Origin of the sequence: Colwellia sp. BRX8-4, assembly GCF_014077345.1 — a bacterium.
Taxonomy (GTDB): domain Bacteria; phylum Pseudomonadota; class Gammaproteobacteria; order Enterobacterales; family Alteromonadaceae; genus Colwellia_A.
Genome location: NZ_JACGVS010000007.1, coordinates 146789 through 164407, shown reverse-complemented (window position 1 = coordinate 164407; position 17619 = coordinate 146789). Strand labels below are relative to the sequence as shown.

Annotated in this window: 17 protein-coding genes and 4 tRNA genes; all 21 read right to left on the bottom strand. The window is 39.5% G+C overall.

Annotated elements, in window-relative coordinates; all coding sequences use genetic code 11:
- Window positions 1–197: 197 nt before the first annotated feature.
- The 21 genes from H4J56_RS08395 to ruvC all read right to left on the bottom strand — a co-directional run bounded on the left by H4J56_RS08395 (window position 198) and on the right by ruvC (window position 17416).
- Window positions 198–1307 carry a HupE/UreJ family protein gene (locus H4J56_RS08395; RefSeq protein WP_070376319.1) on the bottom strand — a complete coding sequence of 370 codons (1110 nt, stop codon included), beginning with the start codon at window positions 1305–1307 and terminating at the stop codon, window positions 198–200.
- 55 nt (window positions 1308–1362) lie between these two features.
- Window positions 1363–2439 carry a lipopolysaccharide assembly protein LapB gene (locus H4J56_RS08390; protein WP_182231071.1) on the bottom strand — a complete coding sequence of 359 codons (1077 nt, stop codon included), beginning with the start codon at window positions 2437–2439 and terminating at the stop codon, window positions 1363–1365.
- A gap of 35 nt (window positions 2440–2474) precedes the next feature.
- Window positions 2475–2933 (bottom strand): Ig-like domain-containing protein, encoded by a 459-nt coding sequence (locus H4J56_RS08385; RefSeq protein ID WP_404842544.1) that lies wholly within the window; start codon window positions 2931–2933, stop codon window positions 2475–2477.
- A gap of 95 nt (window positions 2934–3028) precedes the next feature.
- The gene (locus tag H4J56_RS08380) at window positions 3029–4582 is read right to left on the bottom strand and encodes a DUF4331 domain-containing protein (protein ID WP_404842543.1); all 1554 of its coding nucleotides are present in this window, start codon (window positions 4580–4582) and stop codon (window positions 3029–3031) included.
- Window positions 4583–5013: 431 nt separating this feature from the next.
- The gene (locus H4J56_RS08375) at window positions 5014–5712 is read right to left on the bottom strand and encodes an anti-sigma factor domain-containing protein (protein WP_182222842.1); all 699 of its coding nucleotides are present in this window, start codon (window positions 5710–5712) and stop codon (window positions 5014–5016) included.
- Window positions 5709–6239: a sigma-70 family RNA polymerase sigma factor gene (locus H4J56_RS08370; protein WP_182218111.1), complete on the bottom strand. Its 531-nt coding sequence runs from the start codon at window positions 6237–6239 to the stop codon at window positions 5709–5711. The genes H4J56_RS08375 and H4J56_RS08370 overlap by 4 nt, the downstream gene beginning before the upstream one ends.
- A 248-nt stretch (window positions 6240–6487) precedes the next feature.
- Window positions 6488–6577, bottom strand: a tRNA-Ser gene (locus tag H4J56_RS08365).
- A gap of 260 nt (window positions 6578–6837) precedes the next feature.
- Window positions 6838–7881 (bottom strand): quinolinate synthase NadA, encoded by a 1044-nt coding sequence (gene nadA / locus H4J56_RS08360; RefSeq protein ID WP_182243890.1) that lies wholly within the window; start codon window positions 7879–7881, stop codon window positions 6838–6840.
- A gap of 852 nt (window positions 7882–8733) precedes the next feature.
- Window positions 8734–8809 (bottom strand) — tRNA-Lys (locus tag H4J56_RS08355).
- Window positions 8810–8899: 90 nt separating this feature from the next.
- Window positions 8900–8975: transfer RNA gene (locus H4J56_RS08350), tRNA-Lys, on the bottom strand.
- Between the two features lie 83 nt (window positions 8976–9058).
- Window positions 9059–9134, bottom strand: a tRNA-Lys gene (locus tag H4J56_RS08345).
- A gap of 162 nt (window positions 9135–9296) precedes the next feature.
- Complete coding sequence (gene ybgF / locus H4J56_RS08340; RefSeq protein ID WP_182245174.1) at window positions 9297–10109, bottom strand: tol-pal system protein YbgF; 813 nt, start codon at window positions 10107–10109, stop codon at window positions 9297–9299.
- A gap of 12 nt (window positions 10110–10121) precedes the next feature.
- On the bottom strand, window positions 10122–10667 hold the full coding sequence (gene pal, locus H4J56_RS08335) for a peptidoglycan-associated lipoprotein Pal (protein WP_070376300.1): 546 nt from the start codon (window positions 10665–10667) through the stop codon (window positions 10122–10124).
- A gap of 52 nt (window positions 10668–10719) precedes the next feature.
- Window positions 10720–12066, bottom strand: a complete 1347-nt coding sequence (tolB, locus tag H4J56_RS08330) for a Tol-Pal system beta propeller repeat protein TolB (RefSeq protein WP_182218105.1) — start codon at window positions 12064–12066, stop codon at window positions 10720–10722.
- Between the two features lie 56 nt (window positions 12067–12122).
- Entirely contained in the window at window positions 12123–13019 is an 897-nt protein-coding gene (gene tolA, locus H4J56_RS08325) for a cell envelope integrity protein TolA (protein WP_182259170.1), read from the bottom strand.
- Between the two features lie 3 nt (window positions 13020–13022).
- Window positions 13023–13448 carry a protein TolR gene (gene tolR, locus H4J56_RS08320; RefSeq protein ID WP_146798955.1) on the bottom strand — a complete coding sequence of 142 codons (426 nt, stop codon included), beginning with the start codon at window positions 13446–13448 and terminating at the stop codon, window positions 13023–13025.
- Window positions 13449–13463: 15 nt separating this feature from the next.
- Window positions 13464–14147 (bottom strand): protein TolQ, encoded by a 684-nt coding sequence (gene tolQ / locus H4J56_RS08315; protein WP_070376296.1) that lies wholly within the window; start codon window positions 14145–14147, stop codon window positions 13464–13466.
- Window positions 14137–14547, bottom strand: coding sequence for a tol-pal system-associated acyl-CoA thioesterase (ybgC, locus tag H4J56_RS08310; protein ID WP_182217695.1), 411 nt, complete (start codon window positions 14545–14547; stop codon window positions 14137–14139). Before ybgC ends, tolQ begins: the two co-directional genes overlap by 11 nt.
- Before the next feature lie 505 nt (window positions 14548–15052).
- A complete protein-coding gene (ruvB, locus tag H4J56_RS08305; protein ID WP_146798954.1) occupies window positions 15053–16057 on the bottom strand; it encodes a Holliday junction branch migration DNA helicase RuvB in 1005 nt (334 codons plus the stop codon).
- Between the two features lie 123 nt (window positions 16058–16180).
- The gene (gene ruvA / locus H4J56_RS08300) at window positions 16181–16804 is read right to left on the bottom strand and encodes a Holliday junction branch migration protein RuvA (RefSeq protein WP_070377216.1); all 624 of its coding nucleotides are present in this window, start codon (window positions 16802–16804) and stop codon (window positions 16181–16183) included.
- A gap of 75 nt (window positions 16805–16879) precedes the next feature.
- Window positions 16880–17416 (bottom strand): crossover junction endodeoxyribonuclease RuvC, encoded by a 537-nt coding sequence (ruvC, locus tag H4J56_RS08295; RefSeq protein ID WP_182259169.1) that lies wholly within the window; start codon window positions 17414–17416, stop codon window positions 16880–16882.
- Window positions 17417–17619: the final 203 nt, after the last annotated feature.

Genomic DNA, 17619 nt, shown 5'->3' with positions numbered 1-17619 from the left:
TAGCTAAAATTTCACGCCGCTATTTACCGCGGCGTGAATGATAAATCTAGCCTTAATAAGTAGCGAGTTAAAAGTATTGCACCCGCAATACTTTTTTTTTAGCTATAAACTCTTTAACCTAATAGCTGGAATGACCCCATATCCTTTAAAACTATCACTTGAGCTATAAGCGATTGTATTAGCGATAATTTTTAAGTTTACCAGCGCTCTACACTCCATTGCACGGCCATAATCGCAATTAATATAGAGCCAACAGGTAGTACACCTCTTGTATAAAACGTGGTGTTACGTAATAAAATTAATATCGGCAGTAAAATAGCAAGTATCGCTAACTGACCTATTTCAACACCAAGATTAAAGGCTAGTATACTCAGTAACTGTTGATCCGCAGGTAAGCCTAATTCTCCTAAGACACCAGCAAACCCCATACCGTGCAGCAAACCAAAGGCAAAGGTTAACCAAGCTAAACGTAAAACCACTGGCCAAATATTATTGAGCGCCGCAAATAAAACCGATAAAGCAATGCCCAGCTCTACCCAACGACTGCTTGGGCTTAACCAGCCTAAAGCGGTCGCTGTTAACGTTAGCGAATGAGCCAAGGTAAATGCACTCACGATCCATACGGTGTTAGTCAAAATAGTTTTAACACTTGATATAGCTTGCCACTTTTTATCTTTACGCTGTAGCACCGCCGGCAATAACAAGGCAAACAAAAACAGGATATGGTCTATACCGATCCAAATATGTACAACACCTTGATAAACAAATTGTGTAAATGTCGTCCAGGCACTACCTTTGCTCAAATCTATGGTGATTTTTCGAGTGCTGTCATCTAACACTAAACTGTGTAAGTGGTTACCATCACCAATATTTAGAACCACCTCATGGCTACTATCTAAAGAAAATATTGCGCTGTAGGCAATTTCTAATGGGCCACTGATTGGGCACTGACCTGAGAAATCAGTAACAGCGAAAGCTTCATTGGCATGATCTTGCAAACGCTCCATAATCTCAAAACGTAAGTTACACCTTAAATTTTCACGACTCAATAATAAATGCTCAGCCAAATAGCTAGCAATCTCAGCTTGTCGACTCTTGACCTCTCCCCAGGTTAACTCACCGTTGGCATTTATATCCAAGCCAACAGCTAATTCTAAATCAGTCAAACTCAATTGCCATTCGCCACTGATACGACCGGTGTCGTCGATTTCGGCAATAATGTAACTGGTACTCAATTGATGAGCGACGACAGTATTGGCCAGTAATAACGACAGGCTTATTAGCCCTATTTTTAACCACTGCTGCATATTTTTATCTCACTACTTTTACGGTTTATTAAGGTTTATTGTGTTGAGGTGTAGCTTAAATCTGAGGCTTTTTATCAGGTGATTCTTTAAATGCTAAAGCACGTTTGAGCAAGCGTTCATCCGAGCCCAGCTTAGCTTGTTGCCAATTAATTCTCGCCCAATAAAGCGCCTTAATAGGGTTAGGAACAATATCGAGATAATATTGAGCTATATCTGCAGCATGAGCGGTATCATTTCGTTGCAAACGTATTTCGATACGTTGGGTTAGTCGCTGCTGCCATACGCCATTAGTTGCCTTAGTTATTTGTTCGGCAAGGGTCAAACGTAATAACAAAGCATCATCAAAACTATCACTTGCTTCAACGATAGGTCCTAATGTATCTAAAACAATTTGGCCTTGTTGTTGTGCTAAATAAATATCCGCCCACAGCGCTAAATAACTAACAGGGGCCTGATTCAATGGGTAGCCTGACAAATGGTCTATGGCTTGTTGTGTTAGCTGCTGACGGTGAGCAAGATCAGCTAAAATTTGATTAAGCCATACCTGTTGGGCGATAGGTATATCACCCGCAAGCTTAACGATATTTCTTAACTGTTGGTAACTTTGAGCAACTTTGCCTTGTTCAGCACTAACCTCTAGCACGCAGGCGCTACTGACAAATAAACTGCCCTGCCCCAATACTTGTAAACAGGCACTTTTCGCAGCGTCAAGATCACCTTGTACCATGTGTATATTGGCTTTCATTAACCAAGCAGCGACGTTGTCTGGCTGATATTGAAGTATCTGAGTCAGTAATTGTTGGGCCTGATTAAATTGATGGTAATGCTGTAAGACGGTTGCTGAATAAAATTGTAGCTCTAGATCATTAGGGTTAGCGACCAACAAGGGTTTCAGTAAAGCGCCAGCACGGCCATAATAACGACTTGCTAAGCCAGGCTTACTTGCGTCATTGAGCAGTTGGGCGATAAAAATCTTTGGCTGTTGTGCAGGTTTAGGTACCGTCCAGCTAGCAACGATACTTTGATTTGATTTGGGCACATAACTTTCTGAATGCACAGGCGATGAAGTGGCAATAAAAACCAAAAATAACAAGGGGCTAATAAAACGAAGTGTTGGCATATCATTATCCATAAAAGGGCGCCTTCCTTGGCGCAGTCAAGATGGTTCTACTGTTGAATCAAGTCGTCGTATGCTGCTGGTTCCTCAACATCTTGAATAAACGCACGACCATTTACGGCCAAGGGTTTATCGCTTGGTTGCTGACTAAAAGCTGCACGACTATAACTGGCAAATGACACTTCCAGCGCTTCAATCGTAATATTGATTGTACCGCTAACAGGATAATTAATTCCATCAGAGGCAGTAAAAGTAAAGCTGTCACTTCCTGTCACTTCAGCATTAGGCTGGTAAGTGAAACTACCATTACTATCAATGGTGACCATTCCTAGCATCGGCTCTTGGTCTAAGCTAAAAGTCAACGTGTCACCATTTTCATCATTTGCGCTTAACATGTCAGTGATAGGCGTTTCTGTTTGAGTGATCAAATCGACCGATATCGTAGTCGGTGATGCGTTTTTCGTAATAGGTAGCTCATCGACATCATTATTACAGCCTGAAACTAGCATGGCGGCCGCTAAACTTAACACGACCCCTTTAAGCTTAAAGACTTGACTAAGATGAGATGCTGTATTTCGTTTACTATATAACATAATAGTGTTCCTTATTTAGAGCCTGGTAAAGGCGTTGCTAAGTATGGAAAGCTAGTATCCATCATAGAGGCATTACTTGGCGCACCATCAGTAAAGGGTACATTACCAACACTTGCATCTTCTGGTGCACATAAGCCCAAATCTGTATCTGTGCCATTAACAGGAATTGGGTAACATAAACGACCCATAACAACACGAAGGGCAATATCTACCACATCATCTCCTGGTCGGCGACCATTTGGAAAACCAGCTAAATCGTCACCAGCAACACCAAACGATGACTGCATATCGGCTGCCACTGCTGCAATACCAGTATTTAAGCGTAGCATTTCAGCTGCCGTCACTGTTGATAACTGATTAACACCTGGGAAACCCGTTAAAAATGCGGTAACTAAATCAACCCTAGGGAAATTAGTGGGTGCCAACGTTTCGATATTTGCACCTAAAGTGGTATTAACTGCATCTTTAAACAATATATTCAGCAGTTCAGGTAGCGTTGGATGAGTCACATAATCAGCAAACTGACCATCTGCACTTGGATGAGAACTTGAGAACTTATCTTTATCGGCCAAACCAATAACCAATTCATTCACTAAAGGAGAGCCAAGACGAGAAACTTGCGTCAATGCACCACCATTTACTTCAGTGTTATCAAAGCTAGCATTAGGATTCAAAATTCTAGCCTGAGGCAAACTTGCCGTAGTCCAACTACCGATAACGCCATTACCTGTGCCTGTTAAACAAGCTGTCGGTACTTCAATAGCGATACTAGTAACATTTTTGTCAGCTAAATCATCATTACTTGCTGATTGTGTAATACCACCGGGGAAGCCATCGCCATCGCCTGCTCCAGGAGCACTGTCACCTTCAACAGGAACAAAGTTCACTAAATCAAAAACTTTACCTAAATTAACCGCAAATGCGTCTTTACGCTGACCAACAAATACTTTTGCTGGTGCATCACAGCCAGGTATAGCAGCTGAGTATATATGGCTGTTAGCATAAGCTGAATACTGCTCAGCGTTGCTAAATGTTTTGTTACCGATGTAATCGAGTGGCTTAGCAAAACTTGCTCCACCCGAAGTACTATTAGTAACAGCAGCACTGGTACCCGTTCGCATTGGACCAGAAATCATATTAACCATGTAGCTTTCAGAGAAATTAGCCGCACTTTTATCTGCCATACTGATGCCGCCAACATTTTTAAGTGGTACACCAACAGATTTCTGTTCTCCTTCAGCGCCAACCATCAAAGCAACACCTGCATTATTGTTGCCTAACATCTGGTTAAAATTAAAAGTAAAGGTTATATCTTCAACAGCATCACCATCGTTATCAATATGAATCGCATAAGTTGCAGCAGGGTCCATAGCGAAATAGTTAGGTCCACCATAAGCATCCTGTAAAGGAATGTAATTTGCGATGAGTGTGACGTAATTGCCACGGCCTTCTTCATAACTATTGAATGCATAAAAGTCTGTTGAGTCGACTGTTGGCATACGTGTGACGTTAGGCGCTTCACGATGGCTTGATGCAGATACAGCTTGAGACAAAGTTGCACTCATTATTGCCGATACAATTAGTGTTAATTTAAATTTTTTCATGACGTTTCCTTTATAATTTATAGTTCTTAATGGTTACTTTCTTGAAAGCTCATTAAGTTAAACGATCGAGATTATGAATTGGATGCAAGAAAAATAACTTATTTACAAATTAATAATTATTCAGCCGAACCATAGTTTCAAATCGTGTTATTTTTACTTTTTATATTGGATAGCGTTGTTGCACTTTTTTTAGGTCATGTCGCCTTAGTCAACTTAATCAACAACAGCTAAGGTAAGCCTAGGTCATAAAATTATAGAATGTCTATTATTTGTCATTTAATATAAACAATATATTTACAAATTATTGACTTTTGTCAGCATAAAACAACAGATAAAAAAAAACGAAACTGTCGTTTCGCTTTTTAATATTCGCAGTAAAAGCTAAAGAGTAACTAAAGAATAACCAGTTCTGAAGTATATAAGACAGTGGTTGGTGAACCATTCGGTGAACCACCTAATGGCTCTAAGCTAACCGCTAAAGCCGCAATCTCAATCTGATCAAATAACTGAGGTTTACTTAAAACTAACTTACCACTTTTAGGTAGCAAGCCTAAAGAAATCGGAGGCCGACCGTCTGCTGCCACTATCCATAACTGATAATCAGCATCTGACTTAGCGATTAACTTCTTGGTCGCTTGCACGCTAATAGTGTCTGCACCAATTTCTAGCGCCCATAATAAGTCGGCTTGTTCATTACTCATTAAAGCAAGTTGTTGAACCTCAGGCTGAAGTGGTGGTTGAAAGCTAAATAACAACACAGCAAGTACTATCGCAGCCGCTGAAGCTAAACCCGCAATACCTTGCCAAACTCGAGGCTTAGACTTAGTTATTGCCACAACATTACTTTTTATAGGCTCAGCTACAAATCCTAATTGATCTTCGATACGCAGCCAAACAGCTATGTCTGGGGTAACCGGTGGAATTTTTTGCCCTAAGCCGTTGAGGTGCTGCTCCCATGTTTGGGTTGCATCACTGATCAGTGGAAATTGCATCATCAATTTTTGAAAGCGCTGACGAGCAGGGCCACGTAGAGTACCCAGCACATATTCTGCTGCAAGGGCGTTTTTGAGGTTTTCAGATTGATAATTCATGGTGTTAAGCAACTCTGTAAGCTCATAAGACCACGTCTTATCCAGCTTTTAATTGTACCCAAAGGGTTATTTAGGTGTTTAACCACCTCTTGATGAGAACAGCCATTGAAGTAGGCCAAATAAATAGCTTGTCGTTGTTGAAGATCTAACTGCTGTAAACATTTGTCGAGTAAGAGTTGTTCTGAATCACTTATTTTCTCACTAGTATCAAGATCAAAACTTTCATTCTCAATGAGTTCATCCTCTTTTCTAATTTTATGATAACGTAAAATGTCTAGTGCGCGATAACGCACTATGCTGACCATCCAAGTCAACACTGTGCCTTTACCCGTTCTATATTCAGACGCGTTATGCCAAATGCGGACATAAGCCTCTTGCAGAGCTTCTTCGGCTAATTCTTTCCTAGATAACATTTTTAGACAGACTGCATAGAGCTGTTTACTGGTCGCTTGATAAAGTTTCGAAAACGCTTGTTTATCACCTTGGGCTGACGCGCCAAGTAACGCTAAGTGCTGTTCATGTTCCATTATTTATTGCTCTTTTTTTAAGGAAAATTACATATACTCAAAGATAGTAACCTAAACAATGGTGATTTATCTACAATCCTCTTACTAATAATTTTGAACAAAAGTCTAATAAACATAAATAATTTATCACCTATATCAGCATGAATATTGAGGAGATTAATTTATAGGAAGATAGGTGAATATAAGATGGGCTATTTTTTTAGGTATAAAAAAACGGACACTTCAAGTGAAGTGTCCGTTTTTTAATGTGGCGGTGAGCGAGAGATTCGAACTCTCGAAAGGGATAAACCTTTACACGCTTTCCAGGCGTGCGCCTTCAGCCACTCGGCCAGCTCACCAATTTTTTCACTAACAGGCTAATTTTATTGAGATGAATTAGCATGATAATTTTATCTATTAAAGACATTTTAAAACAAGTCTTGACTCGCTACTCAGAAAATCTACTGCGTAAAAAAATAACTTTATAAACACTTTAAACTTATAGACATGCCATAAAATAAAGTTGCGCTATGGTAGGTAAATTTAATAGCCAACACAACTTAATTTTAATAAAAAGAGGCCAACTGATTACTTTACCAGCAAAAAATCACCTTAATGGTTATTTACTGGCTAAAGCGTTGTTAAACGTTAGCATGCGATCCAATGACTTCAATGCACCGTCGCGAAGTTTCATGTCTACAAACACTTCTCTGCCTAATGGATTAAGCAATGCGTCTTCTATCTCTTTTAAACCGTTCATTGCCATCCATGGGCAATGAGCACAACTTTTACAGGTTGCGCCTTCACCCGCTGTTGGTGCCTCAAAGAATTCTTTATCTGGGCATAGCTGCTGCATTTTATAAAAAATACCACGGTCTGTTGCGACGATAAACTTTTTATTGGGCATCACTTGAGCAGCTTTAATTAGCTGGCTGGTTGAACCAACAGCATCAGCAAGCTCAATAACATCTGCAGGAGACTCTGGGTGCACCAAAATGGCAGCATCTGGATGCAAAGCCTTCATATCCTTTAACGCTTTGCTTTTAAATTCATCATGAACGATACAAGCACCCTGCCACATTAACATTTCGGCACCCGTTTGCTTTTGAATGTATGCGCCTAAATGACGGTCAGGTCCCCAAAGAATTTTTTCACCTTGCTCATCAAGGTGTTCAATAATTTCTAACGCACAAGAAGAGGTAACGATCCAATCCGCTCTAGCTTTTACCGCCGTTGAAGTATTCGCATACACAACAACAGTTCTGTCAGGGTGCTGGTCACAAAAAGCAGAGAACTCTTCGATAGGGCAGCCTAAGTCTAATGAACAAGTTGCTTCGAGTGTTGGCATAACCACGGTCTTTTCAGGCGTCAGTACTTTCGCGGTTTCGCCCATAAAACGAACACCAGCAATAATTAGCGTTGTTGCTGGATGATTGTTGCCAAAGCGCGCCATTTCTAAAGAGTCGGCGACACAGCCACCCGTTTCTTCAGCTAAAGCCTGAATTTCGGGATCGGTATAATAATGAGCAATAAGTACCGCATTTTTCTCTTTCAATAAAGTTTTAATACGATCTTTATATTGGCTACGTTCATTATCTGAAAGTGGAGCTGGTTTCGCTGGAAATTGAAAATCAAATTCTACGGCTAAATTACTTTGCGACATTATTTATCTCTGATTATCTCTTTAAATACCACGCAATTATACGATATAGATATCGCGATGTGTATAAGACTTTTAACTATTAAAGATTAAAACAAGATAATACAGGATGGTATTTTATTGAACATGTAACTTTTGAATTAGATATTAATTAAGGATCGCCTTGAAGTTAAGCGTTTACCTTAAGGACTTACTTTAAGCAGTGTTTGGCCATAAAAGATTTGACCCTTGGAATCAACCGGCTTAACGTTTAAAAGCATCGGCTTTTTGTTGTTTGCTATCTGACTTATAAATTTAGAAATTAACTATTTAAGAAGTGGTCGGCCGTGAAGGGGTTAAACCTTCGAGTTAATCGGCTTAACGGTTAAAAGCCTCGGCTTTGGTATTTGTACTATCTGACTTATAAATTTAGAAGTGGTCGGCCGTGAAGGATTTGAACCTTCGAGTTAATCGGCTTAACGGTTAAAAGCCTCGGCTTTGGTATTTGTACTATCTGACTTATAAATTTAGAAGTGGTCGGCCGTGAAGGATTTGAACCTTCGAGCTAATCGGCTTAACGGTTAAAAGCCTCGGCTTTTTGTTGTTTACTATCTGACTTATAAATTTGGAAATTAATTATTTAAGAAGTGGTCGGCCGTGAAGGATTTGAACCTTCGAGTTAATCGGCTTAACGGTTAAAAGCCTCAGCTTTAGTTTTTGTACTATCTGACTTATAAATTTAGAAATTAACTATTTAAGAAGTGGTCGGCCGTGAAGGATTTGAACCTTCGAGTTAATCGGCTTAACGGTTAAAAGCCTCAGCTTTAGTTTTTGTACTATCTGACTTATAAATTTAGTAATTAACTATTTAAGAAGTGGTCGGCCGTGAAGGATTTGAACCTTCGACAAATTGGTTAAAAGCCAACTGCTCTACCAACTGAGCTAACGGCCGACATATAAACTGTGGTGTTGAGAATCATCATCAACTAATGCAAAAATCACTAACATGCTAATTTTGCATTGTACTTGTTAAGAAAGAAGTTGGTCGGCCGTGAAGGATTTGAACCTTCGACAAATTGGTTAAAAGCCAACTGCTCTACCAACTGAGCTAACGGCCGCCATATTTTCTTTTTTTCGAAATGAATTTCGAATCTTACAAGGTGCTTCTTTTTCTTTATAAGAAATAAACATTATAAAGAAGTGGTCGGCCGTGAAGGATTTGAACCTTCGACAAATTGGTTAAAAGCCAACTGCTCTACCAACTGAGCTAACGGCCGACATAAGTGCTAATTCACACTGCGTTGCACTAGTGCCTCAACGCGACGCATATAATACTCATAATTTTTTTTAGTGCAACCTTAAATTCAACTTATTTCTTATTAATTGACTACTTGCATAAAAAGAAGGCAGTTAGTGTAAGTTATCGTCGCTTTTATTGGTTATAAATTTTCTAACCTAGGTTTTGCTAGTTGAGCCGCACTTGAATCTGGGTATTGTGCGAGGACTTTCTGATACCAAATTTTTGCTGATGCATTATTATTTAGCTTTTGTTCAACCATCGCCAACTTCAACATTGCATCGCTTCGCTTGTTTGAGTCGAGGTATTGTTCAACCACTAAATTAAATTCATTTTTTGCTTTGGTGTATTCAGTTTTATTAAATAATAGCTGTCCTAACCAATAATGTGCGTTGGGTGCATAACTAGAATTTGGGAACTTTCGATTAAACGCTTGAAATTCAGGGATCGCTTTATCGTATTGTTTGTCTTTTAAAACTAAATTTACCGCGCTGTCATATGCTTGGTTTTCAGTTAAATTCGTTGAATAATTTATTGAAGCGTCTGAAGAGGCTTTTGCTGGGGCTATAATCGCCGCAGGAACGTTATTTTCAGGTTTTAATGCTTCTGTTACCCTACGGTCAAGCTCTTGATATAACTCACGCTGTCGATTCAAAACTTGACTAAGCTGATGAGTATGTAATTCAGTAACACCACGTAATTCATTCACTTCATTTTGAAGTTCATCAAGCTGTCGCTGCACCTTGACTTGGGCACGATTACGAGCATCAAGTTTACGTTCAAGATTAACCAACTTCTCAGCCATTGTTTCTGGTACCGAAGAGGTGTATTGCGATGGGCTACTTTTAATTGCACCCGTCTTGGTTATATCTATAACGGGAGCAGATTCTGCTGCCACTACCGCAAGGGTAGTAACAGCAAAGGACATCCCGAATAAAAATTTATTCAGTTTCATTTCTATCCTTGATTAGTAAACTAATACCGCACGACGATTTTTAGCAAATGCGTTTTCACTACGGTCTTTAATCATTGGCTTTTCTTCACCGTAGCTAACAACACTTAGCTGTGCAGATGAAACACCCATATTTTCTAAATAAGTTACTACCGCTTTGGCACGACGTTCGCCTAAAGCAATGTTGTATTCAGGCGTACCACGTTCATCGGCATGACCTTCAACTAAAACTTTCATGCTTGAGCTTTTGTTTAAAAATTTAGCATGTGCATCTAAAATAGCAGAAAATTCAGTGCTAACTGTAGAGGTGTCAAAATCAAAATAAACGATGTGCTCAGCACGAAGTTTTTCTAATGCTTGACGTTGTTGCTCTTCAATTTCAGCGGCACGTTGTACGGCACTTACTTGAACATCAGCAGTATTATTTTCAATTACTGAAGACTCTTGAGCATTAGTCGCTACATTGCTTTGTTCATCAGTTTCTGAATTTGAACTACAAGCAGATAAAGCCAAAATTGGCAAAGCAATCGCAAGAGCTTTCACAGTTTTATTCAAACGCATTATAATTGTCCTTATTTTTCTAAAGTTATGTTTTAAATTAATGTTTAATTTTTTATAAAAATGGTGACCAAGCAGGTGCTTTTACTTCACCATCAGCCGCGGGTAAGCGCGCTTTAAATCTTCCATCTACAGATACTAAACTAAGCACTTGCCTATTATTGTGTAAAGTACTGTAGATTATCATGCCACCATTTGGAGCTATGCTCGGCGACTCATCTAAACGTGTTTTAGTCAGAACTTGAAAAATTCCTGACGCCAACTCTTGTTTAGCTAAATGATAATTCCCTCGTGTTCTGTTCACCATAATTAGTTGGCGACCGTCAGGTGTAATTGAACCACCAAGGTTCATTTCACCATCAAAGGTGAGTCGTTTAACACGACCATCGACTAAATTTACGCGATAAAGCTGAGGTTTACCACCCCGTTCTGAACTAAATACTAATGATTTTCCATCAGGGCTCCAACTTGGCTCTGCATCTATCGCTCGATGACGGGTGATACGACGTAGTTTTCTTGTTGCTACTTCCATAACATAGAGCTCTGAATTGCCATCTTTAGATAACATCATCGCAAGTTGATTACCGTCGGGTGACCAACGTGGGGCACTATTTATACCAGGGTGATCGCTTATCATAGTACGCTTTCCGGTATAGATATCTATAATATATATTTTTTGTTGGTTATTCTCAAATGTCGAGTACGCTAACTGATTGCCACTTGGATGCCATGAAGGTGACATTAACGGCTCTTTAGAACTCAACAAAACGTGCTCATTAACACCGTCATAATCAGCCATCACTAACTGAAAAGGAAATTCACCTTGGTCTCGCACTATCACATAAGCAATTTTGGTTAAAAATGCACCTTTGCTGCCGGTTAACTTTTCATAAATAACATTACTGATGTGATGTCCATAACGACGAAATTGGTCAGCATTAATCTCAAAAGCACCCTCAGCATAAATATGATCAGAAGTTTGAACCAATTCTCCATTGCTTAGCATTTGCGATTGTCCACCGGTGATCTGCCCGCGAATAACATCAACCAGCTGGTAGCTTATTTTGTAACGACTAATACCTATTTGATTAATTTCTCCAACAACAACCGCTTCAACGCCCTCATTTGCCCAAGCTGAATAATCAATGTCTTGATCAGAAAAGGGTGTTTGTGGAAAACGATTATTTTTTATCGGGTTAAATTTACCGCTGCGCAATAAGTCTTCACCAATAATAGACGATATATTTTCTGGGAGTGGCTCTAGCCCTGTCCATTTAAAAGGTACAACAGCGATAGGTCTAGCGCTATCAATACCCTCGGTAATGACAATCTCAAGCGTTGCAAATGCACTATTTGAAATCAGTACGATAAAGAAAATGAAGGCTACTTTAAATTTATTCATATATTTTACTATTTTCTCAGTCATGGGTTATTTTTCATTGAATATAAACTGAACCATTAAAATTCAGGCACCACTGTTAGGCTAATCGTACGCATTTCTTTAAATACTTCGGGGTCTTTAGACACAGGTAATGTCCCTGCTTTATAAATAGCCGTCTTTGAAGCGCTACAAACTACTTGGTCCCCTTTGCCAATAACAACGTTGGTTACAAAACCTGATGGTGCAAGACTTATGGTTAATTTACAAGACTTACCTTCCATAGTGCTGCGGTCGGTGATCAAGTTTCCTTGAATTGTTTGCCTTATAAGGGCGGTAAAGCGACCAACCTCACTCATTGTTTGCTGATATCGGGCTTGTTGTCTAACCGCCATTTCTTCTGCCATTTGTTGCTCTAACATTTTTTGCTGTCGTGCACGCTCTTTAGCTTCTTGCTCTTTACGTTTACGCTCTGCTGCTTTTTTCTTGAGTAAATCATCGGCTTTTTTGGCTGCTATTTCTTCTTTTAAGCGCTTAGCTTTTGCATCAGCCGTCGCTTGTTCTGCGATTTTTTGTTCTTCATCTTTTTGTTTGCGTATTTTTTCAGCGGCGTTAGCTTTGCTTAGCGCTTTTTTTGCTGCTGAGTCAGCTGCCTTTTTCTCTAGTAATTTTTTCTTTCTTTGTCGCTCAAGTTCTTTAATACGTTTTTCTTCTTTAGCACGTTTTACCCTAGCGGAAGCCACTTGTTGTTCCAAGACTTTTAACTGTTGAGCATCATCAAGTTTTTTTTGCTTAATTTTATTAACTTGTGCTTGAATTTTACTTTTATCAACAATAGTTGCCTGAATAGTCTGTACTTGCACAACTTTGGGCGCCACTTTGGGTTCGCTGTCAAAATCGCCCATCAATAATACCGCAGCTAATACGATATGTAATAAGAAACTCAATGATAATGCGATAGCAAATTTTCGGCTCATTAATTATTTAGCTCCAGGGTCTGTCATTAAACCAACCGATGGAACACCTGCTTTTTGTTGTAATAACACCATTAGTTGTATCACAGCATCATAAGAAACAGCACCATCACCGTTAACAACGACTGGCGTGTCAGGTTCAACTTTTAAATGGGCAGCAACCAGTGTTGCCACTTGTTCAGCTGACATGGGTTCATTCTTACTGGTACCGACCGCTAAATAATAATTACCGTCGGCATCAACGGAAGCGACTAAAGGGGGTTTTGACTCTTTATCAAGCGCTTCAGCATCGGCCTTAGGAAGGTTAACTTTCACACCTTGAGTGATCAATGGTGCGGTAACCATAAAAATAATCAATAACACCAACATAACATCAATGTAAGGAACAACATTGATTTCTGCAACTTTACGGCGTCTTACTCTTTTATACATAAGATATTACTCCGTTTATGCTGATGGTTCACTGGTACTTTGACGTTGTAAAATACTGGAAAATTCTTCCATAAAATTACCGTAGCCATTTTCTAATTTTTCAACATGGTGGCTAAAACGATTAAAAGCGATCACTGCTGGTATTGCAGCAAATAAGCCCATAGCCGTGGCAATTAATGCTTCAGCAATACCCGGAGCAACCATAGCAAGTGTTGCTTGCTCAACAGCGCCAAGTGCAATAAACGAATTCATAATTCCCCAAACAGTTCCAAACAAACCTATGTACGGACTAATAGAGCCCACGGTCGCCATAAATGGCAAGTGTGTTTCAAGATGGTCAACTTCACGTGAAAGTGCAACGCGCATTGCTCGATGAGTTCCGTCAACAATCGCTTGTGGTGAATCCATATTGCTTTTTCGTAAACGGGCAAATTCTTTAAAGCCTGATACAAATAAACTTTCAATACCGGTGGCAGGACCTTTAGACGAAACTTCATTATAGAGTTTACTTAGGTCTGCTCCGCTCCAAAACTTATCTTCAAAGATTTTCATTTGTGCCTGTGCGTCGTTAAGTGCTTTTCGACGTTGAAATATCATCGCCCAACATGCAATAGAAAAACCGAGTAGAATTAACATTACACTTTTAACTAACAAACTGGCTTGCAGGAATAAATCAAATATAGAAATTTCAGCTGACACGTTTTAACGCTCCTAATATTTTTTCGGGAATAGCACAGGGTTTGGCAAGTGCTAAGTTAACACAAGCAATTTGGACAACAACAGCACAAATAAGCTTATTTTGCTGATCACTTATTTGTTGAGTAAAAACCAGACTGGCGCGTTTCAATTCGCTAATCCATGAGGTAACAATAAGTAAATCATCTAAGCTGGCTGAAGCTACATTATCCATTTCCACTCTTCTGACCACTAAACCAATGTTTTGTTCTAAAAAAGATGATTGATTAGCGTTTAATTCTCTCAACCACTCAGTACGTGCACGTTCACAAAACTTTAAATAGTTTGCATGATAAACAATACCGCCGGCATCCGTATCTTCATAATATATCCTAACTGGATAAACGTGTTTAATATCTGGCATGAGTTGTATGATGTAAAACGCTCAGTGCATCGTTATTTGTATTTTTATCGTTAAAAATAAAATTCGAGACACTCAATTATAATTTCTTCTATATTAATGATAATAACTTCTGACGACAAGCGTTTAGTGGTAATCGAATGTAACATTTTGAGAAATAGTTTCTAGCGGAGAATTACCGGTTTGTACCGCGCTGATTAAAGACACACCAAAAAAGTAACATTAGTTTTTCTAATGCGGAATATCTAATTTTTTTATCTTGTATAAATAGAACACTTACTCTAAAATCCGCTTGTTGTTCGAGCTAGCGTAATAATTATTCAAGTTTATCTTCACTGATATAACGGGGTAGTTGATAGCCAGACAATTTGAATAGATTTTATCTCTTCTCTCTGACATGTTTATTGGAACCCTATTTCCTCTTATCAACTTAATTTATAAGTTGGCCCACATAATTTATGTGGGCTTTTTTTTACCTAAAATTTGATATAACGATGTGGATTGGTTATTAAACCGGCTTATCTAAACCAAAATGCTGGTAAGCACGTTCAGTTGCTATACGCCCACGCGGTGTTCTTTGCAGGAAACCTTGCTGAATAAGATAAGGTTCAATAACATCTTCAATTGTTTCGCGCTCTTCGCCAATGGCTGCTGCGACATTATCAAGGCCAACAGGACCGCCCATAAATTTATCAATAATCGCTTGCAATAATTTCCGGTCCATTAAATCAAAACCTTGATCATCAACCTCTAACATATTTAGTGCTTTAGCGGCCGTTGCTTGGCTAACAATGCCTTGCGTTTTCACATCGGCATAGTCACGGACTCGACGTAATAACCGATTAGCTATTCTTGGTGTGCCACGAGAGCGCTTGGCCACTTCAAATGCGCCTTCTTCATCAATAGGTAGCTTGAGAAAGTAGGCTGAACGTTTAACTATTTCAGTTAAATCTTTAGTGTTATAGAACTCAAGTCGTTGCACAATGCCAAAACGGTCTCTCAGTGGCGAGGTTAAGGCGCCGGCACGGGTCGTTGCACCAATCAAGGTAAATGCCGGTAAGTCTAATTTTATTGAACGAGCAGCGGGCCCTTCTCCAATCATGATATCTAGCTGATAATCTTCCATTGCGGGGTAAAGGATTTCTTCAACCACAGGACTTAGACGATGAATTTCGTCAATGAAGAGCACATCATTTTCTTCGAGGTTAGTCAGTAAAGCCGCTAAATCTCCGGCTTTTTCTAAGACAGGACCAGAAGTTGTGCGGATATTCACGCCCATCTCATTAGCAACAATATTGGCAAGTGTGGTTTTACCTAAACCAGGAGGACCAAATATCAATAAATGATCGAGTGGTTCATCGCGCTTCTTTGCTGCCGCGATAAAAATTTCCATTTGAATTTTGACATGATCTTGTCCAGTATAATCGGCTAGTAGTTTAGGACGAATAGCACGATCAATGGTTTCTTCTTCTGGCTGGGCAGTAGGTTCAATAAGACGATCAGCTTCTATCATTATTTTCTCTTGTGTCTTTGCTTATTTAAATACGGCTAAGTGAGTATTGTCAGGCCGATGTTACTATTAGCAGCCTGTTATTTACGTGTTAGCTTTATCTACATTTTATCAATGCAGTAGATATTAAAGCATTGACTTTAATGCGTCACGAATAAGATCTTCACTCGTTGATTCTGCTTTAAATACGTTTCGTATCGACTTTTCAGCTTGTTGCTGACTGTAGCCTAAAGAAACTAATGCGTTAATCGCATCACCTTTTGCATTAGTCACAAAAGTATTTTCATGATGAAGCTCAATCGGAAGTGTTCCCGATGCTAATGGCGATGCCGTATGAGTGACTTGCCAATCTTTTAAACGGTCGCGCATTTCAATGAGTAAACGTTCAGCTGTTTTTTTCCCAACGCCTGGTATTTTTACAATGCTGGTCAAGTCGTCATGAGCCACACAGCTAACAAATTGGTCTGCAGACATGCTTGAAAGTATGGCAAGGCCTAATTTAGGGCCAACACCATTAACTTTAATAACCAGTCTAAATAATCTACGTTCGATTTTATTAGCAAAGCCATATAATAATTGCGCATCTTCACGGACCACAAAGTGCGTATAAATAATCGCTTGTTCGTTTAATTCAGGTAAGGCATAAATACTGGTCATTGGCATAGTAACTTCGTAGCCAATCCCCCCACACTCAATTAAGACTTCTGGTGCTAATTTTTCTAATAATGTTCCACGTAAACGACCAATCACAGCTAAAACCTTCTCTACATTAACTTTTGGCAACCATACCACTATATATTTATACAGTAAAGTCGCTTGCGTGGTTTATCGTAATCGTCCACGGACGATTTTACTAACCTGCCCCGCCATTTTTGCAAGAGTATCATGGCTATGCGCATGACAAAGCGCAATAGCGAGTGCATCGGCAGCATCCGCTTGCGGCATAGCAGGCAGTTTTAAAATACATTTCACCATGTGTTGTACTTGGCTTTTATCGGCGGCGCCCGTGCCAACAACCGATTGTTTTATCTGTCTGGCTGAGTATTCTGCAACCGGTAAGCCTTTATTGGTTGCCGCAACAATAGCAGCTCCTCGCGCTTGCCCCAACTTCAACGCGCCACCAGGATTAACGCCCATGAAAACTTGTTCTATAGCAAAAAGTTCGGGAGAAAATTGCAGGATCAACTCAGAAACACCAGCAAAAATAGTTTGTAGACGCAGGCTAAAGTCATCTTCCTCTTTATTGCCCGCATATGCTTTTATACAGCCACTGCCCAAATATGAGATTTTGCGACCTTCTTTTTTTATAACACCGTAACCGGTAATACGTGAGCCAGGATCGATACCTAGGATTATGGTCAAATTGAGTTCTCTTATTTAATAGTATTTTTAACGAAAGCAGGAATGGCTTAAAAGAGTATCGAGATTATGCGTTGAAGTCAGTTAAATGGCAATGTCGTCGTTCGTTGTAATTCATGGCGCCACAACATTGCCTAGAGGGATCAGGGTCTATGATTTACCTAGAACAAAAATGACCTGTACAAAGCAATAATACAGTGAAGGCA